This window comes from Microbispora sp. NPDC049633, from assembly GCF_040675265.1.
Taxonomy (GTDB): domain Bacteria; phylum Actinomycetota; class Actinomycetes; order Streptosporangiales; family Streptosporangiaceae; genus Microbispora; species Microbispora maris.
Window position 1 is genome coordinate 1 of sequence record NZ_JBFAOO010000263.1, and the last position, 8,341, is coordinate 8,341.

8 protein-coding genes are annotated in these 8,341 nt (G+C 70.6%); 4 read left to right on the top strand and 4 right to left on the bottom strand.

Annotated elements, in window-relative coordinates:
• Positions 1-907, bottom strand: a 907-nt coding sequence (locus AB0J39_RS36010) for a pyridoxal phosphate-dependent aminotransferase (RefSeq protein ID WP_363473059.1), incomplete at its 3' end; no start/stop codon positions are given.
• A 46-nt stretch (positions 908-953) separates the two neighbouring features.
• The gene (locus tag AB0J39_RS36015; RefSeq protein ID WP_363473061.1) at positions 954-1,700 is read right to left on the bottom strand and encodes an SDR family oxidoreductase; all 747 of its coding nucleotides are present in this window, start codon (positions 1,698-1,700) and stop codon (positions 954-956) included.
• Positions 1,701-2,030: 330 nt separating this feature from the next.
• Between AB0J39_RS36015 and AB0J39_RS36020 the strand changes: the two genes are divergently transcribed.
• Entirely contained in the window at positions 2,031-3,632 is a 1,602-nt protein-coding gene (locus AB0J39_RS36020) for an AMP-binding protein (RefSeq protein ID WP_363473063.1), read from the top strand.
• Positions 3,633-3,788: 156 nt separating this feature from the next.
• Positions 3,789-4,331, top strand: a complete 543-nt coding sequence (locus tag AB0J39_RS36025; RefSeq protein WP_363473065.1) for a helix-turn-helix domain-containing protein — start codon at positions 3,789-3,791, stop codon at positions 4,329-4,331.
• Positions 4,332-4,389: 58 nt separating this feature from the next.
• On the opposite strand, the gene AB0J39_RS36030 is transcribed toward AB0J39_RS36025, so the two are convergent.
• A complete protein-coding gene (locus AB0J39_RS36030; RefSeq protein WP_363473067.1) occupies positions 4,390-5,973 on the bottom strand; it encodes a fatty acyl-CoA synthetase in 1,584 nt (527 codons plus the stop codon).
• 166 nt (positions 5,974-6,139) lie between these two features.
• Here AB0J39_RS36030 and AB0J39_RS36035 point away from each other — a divergent pair, with 166 nt between their 5' ends.
• Entirely contained in the window at positions 6,140-6,934 is a 795-nt protein-coding gene (locus AB0J39_RS36035) for an inositol monophosphatase family protein (protein WP_363473070.1), read from the top strand.
• Between the two features lie 115 nt (positions 6,935-7,049).
• Here AB0J39_RS36035 and AB0J39_RS36040 read toward each other — a convergent pair whose 3' ends face one another.
• On the bottom strand, positions 7,050-7,193 hold the full coding sequence (locus tag AB0J39_RS36040) for a hypothetical protein (protein WP_363473073.1): 144 nt from the start codon (positions 7,191-7,193) through the stop codon (positions 7,050-7,052).
• 211 nt (positions 7,194-7,404) lie between these two features.
• Between AB0J39_RS36040 and AB0J39_RS36045 the strand changes: the two genes are divergently transcribed.
• Entirely contained in the window at positions 7,405-8,268 is an 864-nt protein-coding gene (locus AB0J39_RS36045) for an aldo/keto reductase (protein ID WP_363473076.1), read from the top strand.
• Positions 8,269-8,341: the final 73 nt, after the last annotated feature.

The window sequence follows — 8,341 nt, forward strand, 5'->3', positions numbered from 1 at the left end:
CGTGGTTCCTCCCGGCGATGGCGGCACGCGCGCGCAACGCGGCCATGCCCGCGTGCTGCACCGGGGTGCAGGGCGCGATGATGGAGGCCTCCTGGACGAGGCGCAGCGCGTCGGCGGCCTGTTCGGTGGCCGCGACCACGTACCCCAGCCGGTAACCGGTCATGGCCGCGCTCTTGGAGAAGCTGTAGACGCTGTGCACGATGCGTTCGGCGAGCGGGACGTCCCGTTCCAGGGACGCCACCGAGACGTGCGCGCCGTCATACACGTAGTGCTCGTACGCCTCGTCGCTGACGACCTGCCAGCCCCGCTGGCGCGCCAGGTCGAGCAGTGTCCGCGCCAGCTCGTCGTCCAGAACGGCGCCACTCGGATTGGCGGGAGAGTTGAGCAGCATGACGCGCGTACGCGGACCGGCCACCGCCCGGATTCCGTCCGGATGGGGCCGGAAGCCGGAGTCGAGCGGATAGAAGACGGGACGGAAACCGGCCAGCAGGCTCTGCTGCACGTGAACCGGCCAGTGCAGCTCGGGCAGCAGGATCTCGGCCCCGGGTTCGGCCAGGGAAAGGAGTAGCGCGGACAGGCCCTGACAGGAGCCGGGGGAGACGAAGATCCGGGAGACCGCGGTGTCCACGCCGTTGTCGGACTCGAGTTTCGCCACCAGGGCCTCCCGCAGTTCCAGGAGACCCTCCATGGACGCGTACCTGGTGTCACCACGTCGCAGGGCGTCCGCGAAGGCGTCGGCGACCTCGTCCGGCGGGCGGAAGAAGGGCTCTCCGACATGGAGTTTGTGCACCTGGGCACCGGTGGCGCGCTCCTTGGCCTCGACCTCCCGGAAGACGCCGTAGATGGCCGATGAGGGGATCGCCGCCGCCATCGCCAGGTGGTTCGCTGCCTTCAGGTGCGCGTTCACGCGTCGCCTCCGTGTGTCTCATGGCCTGCGGCGTCGTCCCGATCCGTCATGCCGTCCGGCCTCCGTCGATCGGGATCAACGCACCGGTGATCCATCCGGACAGTTCCGGATCGAGCAGGGAGCACACCCAGCGGGCGATCTCCTCGCCGTCGCCGAAACGGCCCATCGGCGTCGCCGAAAGGACACCGTCGCGCAGCGCCTGGGCCTGTTCCGCGGTCATCCCCGCGTCGTCCCACATGGGGGTGTCGACCGGGCCGGGCAGCACGGCGTTGACCCTGACGTCCGGGGCGAGTTCGCGCGCCAGTGAACGGGTCAGGCTGTTCAGCGCCGCCTTGCTGGCGCCGTAGTACGAACGCCCCGGCATGGACAGCACGCCGCCGACCGACGAGATGTTGACGACCGCTCCACGACTGGCCCGCAGGTGTGGAAGAGCGCATCGGATCATCTCCGCCGGCGCGCGGACGTTGACGCTCAGCAGCGCGTCGAAGTCCCCCGGATCGATCTCGCCCAAGCGGCCGAACCGGGCCAGCCCGGCGTTGTTCACCACGGCGTCGAGACGTCCGAACCGGTCGAGGGTGGCGGCGACGATCTCCTCCGCCGCGCCAGGTGCGGTGACGTCGGCGGGCACCACGTGTATCGAGCCCGCGGCGTGTTCGGCCAGTTCTTTGAGCGGCGCCTGCCTGCGCCCGACCACCGTGACATCGGCGCCGAGGCCGGCGGCGCACGCCGCGACGCATCTGCCGATACCCGTTCCCGCGCCGGTCACGATCACCGACTGTCCGACGAGAGTCATATCGTGAGACCCCTTCGACGTCCCCCGGCACGACGCTGTTGTAACCGGTTTCGGAGACGAGCGCTCGCCATGATCACCCCTAGGATTTCCGGCCCATGCGGACACGTGCGTTCCTCGACGTCTCCGAGGAACGCGCCCGACAGTGACTGTTCCAGTTCTTCGAAATTCCGGGACGAATCAGAAAGATTGCGGAAAGAGCCGACGACCGCGTCCGGGTAATCCCGCCGCCGTCCTTTCACGACTCTTTCCGCGACGTCGATTCACGCGGAGAAGACGACGCACACTGGGGCCGCCGTCTTTCCGATCCGTCAATCACCGCAGGAGGGCACTGTGCTCGAAGGCTGCGTCCCCTGGCCCGATGAATTCGCCGCCCGCTACCGTGAGGACGGCTATTGGCTGGGCCGGCCACTCGGCGAACTGCTGCACGAGGCATGCGTACGGCACGCCGATCGCGTGGCGCTGGTGAGCGGCGAGCGCCGGATGCGCTACCGGGACCTGGCGGAGGCGTCGACCAGGCTGGCGGGCGGACTGCTCGATCTCGGCGTCGGGCCCCTCGACCGCGTCGTCGTCCAGTTGCCCAACGTCCCGGAGTTCGTCGTGGTGATGCTCGCGTTGCTCCGCGTCGGGGCCATCCCCGTGCTGGCGCTTCCCGGGCACAGGAAAGTCGAGGTCACGCATCTGTGCGCCCGCTCGGGGGCGATCGCCTACGTGACGATGGATCAGTTCCAGGGCTTCGACTATCGCGAGCTCGCCCGTACGGTGCGCGAGGAAGTCCCCGCGGTCCGCCACGTCCTGGTCGCCGGCGACGCGGCCGAATTCACCGCTCTCGACTCCGTCGTGTCCGGACGCACCGACTTTCCCCGGGTCGACCCGGCCGAGCCGGCGTTGTTCCTTCTGTCGGGCGGCACCACGGGGCTCCCCAAGCTGATCCCGAGGACGCACGACGACTACGCCTTCAACCTGCGGGCCACCGCGCGGGCGCTGGGAGTGAGCGCCGCCGACGTGTATCTCGCGGTGAACCCCGTGGCGCACACCGCCGCGCTCGGCTGCCCGGGGGTGCTGGGCACGTTGCTCGCGGGAGGCAAGGCTGTGCTGACGACGAGCGTGCGGCCCGAGGAGGTCTTCCCCCTGATCCGGCGGGAAGGGGTCACCCTGACCACGCTGGTCCCGCCCTTGGTCCGGCTGTGGACGGACGGCGCGGAGAGGACCGGGACGGACCTGTCCGGGGTCACCCTGCAGGTGGGGAGCGCGAAGTTCGACCCCGAGCAGGCCAGGCGGGCACAGGAGGTGCTCCGCTGCAGGCTCAGCCACTGGTTCGGCATGGGCGAGGGCATGATGACCCACACCCGGTTCGGGGATCCGCGGGAGGTCATCCTGAGCACCGTGGGACGCCCCCTGTGCGAGGCGGACGAGATCGTGGTGGCCGACGAGTCGGGGGCGCCGGTGCCCGACGGGCAGGAAGGCGAGTTGCTCGTCCGAGGGCCGTACACGGTGCGCGGCTACTACCGGGCGCCGGAGATGAACGCCAGAGCGTTCACCCCGGACGGATTCTTCCGTACGGGGGACGTGGCGCGTCGCAGGCCCGACGGCAACATCGTGATCGTCGGACGGATCACCGACGTGGTCAACCGGGCCGGCGAGAAGGTGCCGACGGAGGAGGTCGAGGAACACCTGCGCACGCATCCGGCCGTCCGGGACGCGGCCGTGGTCGGCGTCGAGGACCCGATCCTCGGCGAGCGGAGCTACGCCTTCGTCGTGCTCCGTGACACTGAGCTCAAGCTCTCCTCGATCAAGGCGTATCTCCGCGAGCGGGGCCTCGCCACGTACAAGATCCCCGACAGGCTGATCCCCGTCGACGCGCTGCCGCACACCGCCGTCGGCAAGGTGGACAAGGCGGCCCTGAGGCAATCGGCGGCGAAGCCGGTGTCATGACGCCCGATGCCCTCTCCATGCGATCTCCATGCAATCCGTTCCTACGCTGACGAACGTGATCGAGCCCACCCCTCCGCGCCAGAAGGGGTGGGATTCCGCGCGCCCGAGGCGGGCGGTGCCACGGCGAGGACAGAGGAATCGGGGAAGGGGACACGCATGCGGACACGCACGGCGGAGGATGAGGAGGTGCGCTTGCTGCGCTGGCCGGTCCAGCGTGACCTGCGTGAGAAGTACCGATCCCGCAACGTGCCGAGGATTTTGATCGTCGAGGCGGGCTCCGACGCCCCTGTCTGCGACGACATCTACGAGGACTGGGTGCGCGCGCCGATCGGCCGGGACGACCTGCGGTCGCGCGTAGACGCGCTGAGCAGGAGGTACCGCAGATATCAGCGGAGCAGGCTGCCGTGGATCGACGGCGACGACGTCCTCCGCTACCGGTCCCGGTCGACCTCCGTCTCCCCCACGCAGGCGGAACTCCTGAACCTCCTCATCTCCCGGTTCGGCGAGGTGGTGGCGCGTGAAGCGCTCAAATGCAGGTTGTACAGAGACTGCGGGGGGTCGGAGACGAGGAACGCGCTCGACCTGCACATGATGCGCATCCGGAATCGGATCCAGCCCCTCGGCCTCACGCTTCGCACGGTCTGGGGCCGCGGGTACGTCCTCGACGGACAGTCGCGGCTGGAGTCCGTCGCGCCATGAGGCCGGGGACGGCGACGGGCGTGGCCCGCCCGCTCACCGGCCTCGGCCCGTGGACGGCTCAGCGGGTGCCGGGGATGCGGTCGGCGAGGGCGGCATGGCGGTCGCGGAGCTCACGCTTGAGGATCTTGCCGCTCGGGTTCTTCGGCAGCGCGTTCACGAACGCGACGGCCTTGGGCACCTTGAACGCGGCGAGCCGGGCCCGGACGTGGGCGCGCAGCTCCTCCTCGGTCACGGTTACGCCCGGCTTGGTCACCACGATCGCGACGACGGCCTCGATCCAGCTAGGGTGGCGGACCCCGACGACGGCCACCTCCGCGACCGCCGGGTGCTCGTAGATCACTTCCTCGACCTCGCGGCTGGCGACGTTCTCCCCGCCGGTCTTGATCATGTCCTTGATCCGGTCGACGACCGTGAGGTAGCCCTCCTCGTCCATCACCCCGAGGTCGCCCGAGTGGAACCAGCCGCCGCGGAACGCCTCGGCGGTCTTCCCGGGGTCGTCCAGGTAGCCGAGGATCGCGTGCGGGCTGCGGTGCACGATCTCGCCGATCTCCCCGGGAGCGACGTCGTCGCCGTCGGCGTCCACGACCCGGGTCTCGACGTTCAGGGCGGCCTGGCCGGCCGAGCCCGCCTTGCGGATCTGGTCCTCCGGCTGGAGCATCACCGCGACCGGCGCCATCTCGGTCTGGCCGTAGAAGTTCCACAGGCGCACGTCCGGCAGCCGCTCGCCGATCTCCCGCAGCACCTCGACCGGCATGATCGCCGCGCCGTAGTAGCCCTTGCGGAGCGAGGACAGGTCGCGCCGGTCGAAGTCCGGGTGGCGCAGCAGCGAGATCCACACCGTGGGCGGCGCGAAGAACTTCGTCACGCCGTGGCGTTCGATGGCCTCCAGCACGGCGGCGGGGTCGGCTCCGGGGAGGATGTGGCTGGAGGCGCCCAGCTGGATGTCCGGCACCAGGAAGCAGTGCTGCTGGGCGCAGTGGAACAGCGGCATCGCGTGCAGTTCCACGTCGTCGCGGGTCATGCCGCCGTCGATGACACAGCTGGAGTACTGCGCGATCAGCGCGGCGTGGGACAGCACGGCGCCCTTCGGGCGTGACTCCGTGCCCGAGGTGTAGAGGATCTGCGCCGCGTCGTCGGGCCCGATCGGCACGACCGGCTCGGCCACGTCCTCGGCGAGCAGCGCGTCGAACGGCTCCCAGCCCTCGTCCTGAACACCGCCGTACACCATGCGCAGCCGCAGCGCGTCGGCCTGCTTGGCCGCGTCCCGCGCCACCGGCAGCAGGGAGTCCTGCGCGATCAGCGCGACCGCGCCGGAGTGGGACAGCACGTAGGCGATCTCGTCGGCGCCGAGCATGAAGTTGACCGGCACGAGGACGGCCCCGGCGCGGGCCACGCCGAAGATCGTGCGCACGTAGTCCACGCTGTTGCGCGACAGCACCGCCACCCGATCCCCGGGGCGCACACCCCGCGCGGCCAGCGCGCCCGCGACCCGAGTCACGTCCTCGTCGAGCTCCGCGTACGTACGCGATCGGGCCGCGTCCGCCACGGCCAGGCGGCCGGGTTGCCGCCGGGCGGAGCGCCTGAGCAGGTCCGCGAGCGACTGGCGGCGGGCGAGGGCGACATCCGGCGACGCGGGGGACATGAGCGGCTCCAACACCAGAACAGAGGAAACTTCTGGATCAGCCTAGTGAGAAGCGATCGTCTTGGGGAGAGGGCCGCCCCCTGGCTCTGCCCGCGCGCTCCCGCTCTGCCCGCGCGCTCCCGCTCTGCCCGCGCGCCCCGGCCGGGGCCGTGATAGTCCTGATCCCGTGTCGATCACGGACGAGGAGCTGGCCCTGACGGCGGCGCGAGCCGGAGCCGCCGTCGTGCGCGCCATGTACGCAACGCCGCTGACGCGCTTCGCGAAGTCCGCGGGCGACTTCGCCACCGTCGCGGACATCGAGGCGGAGAAGGCCATCCTCGACGTCATCCGCGCGGCGCGTCCGGACGACGCCGTGACGGGGGAGGAGAGCGGACGCACCGGGCGGGACGGCGCGGAGCGCATGTGGCTGGTCGATCCTCTGTGCGGCACGCTGAACTACGCCGCGCGCAGCATGCTCGTCGCGGTGAACGTCGCCCTGCGGGTGGGATCCGCCGTCACGGCGGCGGCCTGTGCCGACCCGTTCGCCGGCGAGGTGTTCTGGACCGGCGGCGCCCGCGCGTACGTCCGTCGCGAAGATGTGGACGAACGGATCACCCCATCGGCCGAATCGCGGCTGGTGGACGTCAACCTCGATCCGCCGTTCCCGAACGCGCCGGCCTTCCGGGCCGCCCGCCTCCTCGCGGACCCGGGCTTCGCCGAGCGTTTCCGTCCCCGGGTCGTCTCCACCACCCTCGCGGTGACATGGGTCGCCGCGGGTCGCCGGGCCGCCTATGTCACCGACGGGCATCTGCGCGACAGCGTCCACTTCGCGAGCGGGATCGCGCTGTGCCGGGCCGCCGGATGCGTGGTGACCGGCATCCACGGCGAGCCACTGCACACCGGGGCGGGCGGGCTCGTCGTGGCGGCCGACCCGGAGACGCACACCGCGCTGCTGGAGATCATCGCCCGCGACGGCAGGTGAGCGGTCTGCTCACGCGGCCGTCGCCGGAGTGGCCGCGGTCGTGAGGTCGAAGACCATGACGCCGTCCACGGTCCGCGGCTCGAAGGTCTCCCGGACTCCGCCGAGGCGCCGGGGCTCAGATGCTCTCGGGCTCGCCCTCGTCCACCAGGTACGTCTTCTCCCAGGAGGCGCCGCAGTGACAGCTGCTGTGCTCCAGCAGCTGTCCGTCGTCGGTGACGGCGTAACCGTCGGTGAGCCGGACGTGAACGTGCACGCTCATGGGGCCGCCTTTGTCCTCGGTGGTCGCCGGCCCGGGGACCCGGACCAAGAAGGGTATAGAGAACTATGTAGTGATTTGACCGATTCGGGCAAGGCGAGTGCGCGTCGCGGGTTCGTAACAGCCCGGCCGATCCCCGATTGGACGGCTTGAGGCCGAATTTGGAGGATAGGACACGCAGAACTGTGATCTGTGTCCAGGAGGGGGATCTTCCATGCGGACTCGCCGCATCGGCGACGTGCAGGTCGGCGCGATCGGTCTCGGGGGCATGCCGATGTCCATCGAGGGGCGTCCCGACGAGCAGCGCTCCATCGCGACCATCCACGCGGCGCTGGACGCCGGGGTGACGCTGATCGACACGGCCGACGCCTATCACCTGCACGCGGACGAGGTGGGCCACAACGAGCTGCTCATCGCCAAGGCTCTGGCGAGCTACGACGGGGACACCTCGGACGTGCTGGTCGCCACCAAGGGCGGGCACCTGCGCCCGGGTGACGGCTCGTGGACGCTCAACGGCTCGCCCGACTACCTCAAGCATGCCTGCGACGCCTCGCTCAAGCGGCTGGGCGTCGACGCGATCGGCCTCTACCAGTTCCACCGGCCCGACCCGCGGGTGCCGTACGAGGAGTCGGTCGGCGCGATCCGCGACCTGCTGGACGCGGGCAAGATCCGCTACGCCGGCGTCTCCAACGCGAACCCCGAGCAGATCCGCCAGGCCAATGACATCCTCGGTGGCCGTCTGGTCGGCGTGCAGAACCAGTTCTCCCCGTCCTTCCGGTCCAGCGAGCCGGAGCTGGAGCTGTGCGCGGAGCTGGGCATCGCGTTCCTGCCCTGGAGCCCGCTCGGCGGCATCTCCCGGGCGGGCGAGCTGGGCTCCCGCTTCGCGCCGTTCGCGGAGGTGGCGCGGGCCCACGACGTGAGCCCGCAGCAGGTGTGCCTGGCCTGGATGCTGGCGAAGGCGCCGGTGGTCATCCCGATCCCCGGCTCGTCGCGGCCGGAGACGATCCTCGACTCGGTCAGGGCGGCGGACCTGGAGCTGTCGCCCGAGGAGCTCTCCCGGCTCGACGCCGCGGGCTGAGCACTCGTCCTGGGGATCACCTCACTCGTCCGCCCATTGACGATGCCGGGCCGCCGCGGCCAGCGCGGCGGCC